Source organism: Gilvimarinus gilvus (genome assembly GCF_030518155.1).
Classification (GTDB): Bacteria; Pseudomonadota; Gammaproteobacteria; order Pseudomonadales; family Cellvibrionaceae; genus Gilvimarinus; species Gilvimarinus gilvus.
Genome location: NZ_JAULRU010000145.1, coordinates 1 through 504, shown reverse-complemented (window position 1 = coordinate 504; position 504 = coordinate 1). Strand labels below are relative to the sequence as shown.

At 56.9% G+C, this 504-nt stretch carries 1 protein-coding gene; it reads left to right on the top strand.

Going from position 1 to position 504, the window contains the following annotated elements; all coding sequences use genetic code 11:
- Window positions 1-38: 38 nt before the first annotated feature.
- The coding region (locus tag QWI17_RS00880; protein ID WP_302720600.1) for an FAD-dependent monooxygenase at window positions 39-504 on the top strand (466 nt) is incomplete at its 3' end.

Genomic DNA, 504 nt, shown 5'->3' with positions numbered 1-504 from the left:
ATATCGACCTGAAAGCTCTGACCGGTGGCAAAACCGTGATGGTGTACGGTCAGACTGAGGTCACACGCGACCTCCTGCAGACTCGCAAGGGTGCTGGCGGACTTAGCATTTACGATGCTGATGACGTGCAGCCACATGGCCTGCAGAGTGACAAGCCCTATGTCACCTTCGTGAAGAACGGTGAGACGGTCAGGGTTGACTGCGACTACGTGGCTGGCTGTGACGGTTTCCACGGTGTATCTCGCCAGTCGATCCCGGCAGATAAAATCAAGGTCTTTGAGCGAGTGTATCCCTTCGGCTGGTTGGGTGTTCTTGCCGATACCCCGCCAGTGGATGAAGAACTGATCTACGCCCGGCATGAGCGTGGGTTTGCGCTGTGCAGCATGCGCTCCCCAACCCGTACCCGCTATTACGTCCAGGTAGATGCTCAGGAAAAGGTCGAGGACTGGTCAGACGAGCGATTCTGGGGTGAGCTGAAAAGTCGTCTGCCGGAGGATGTGGCCA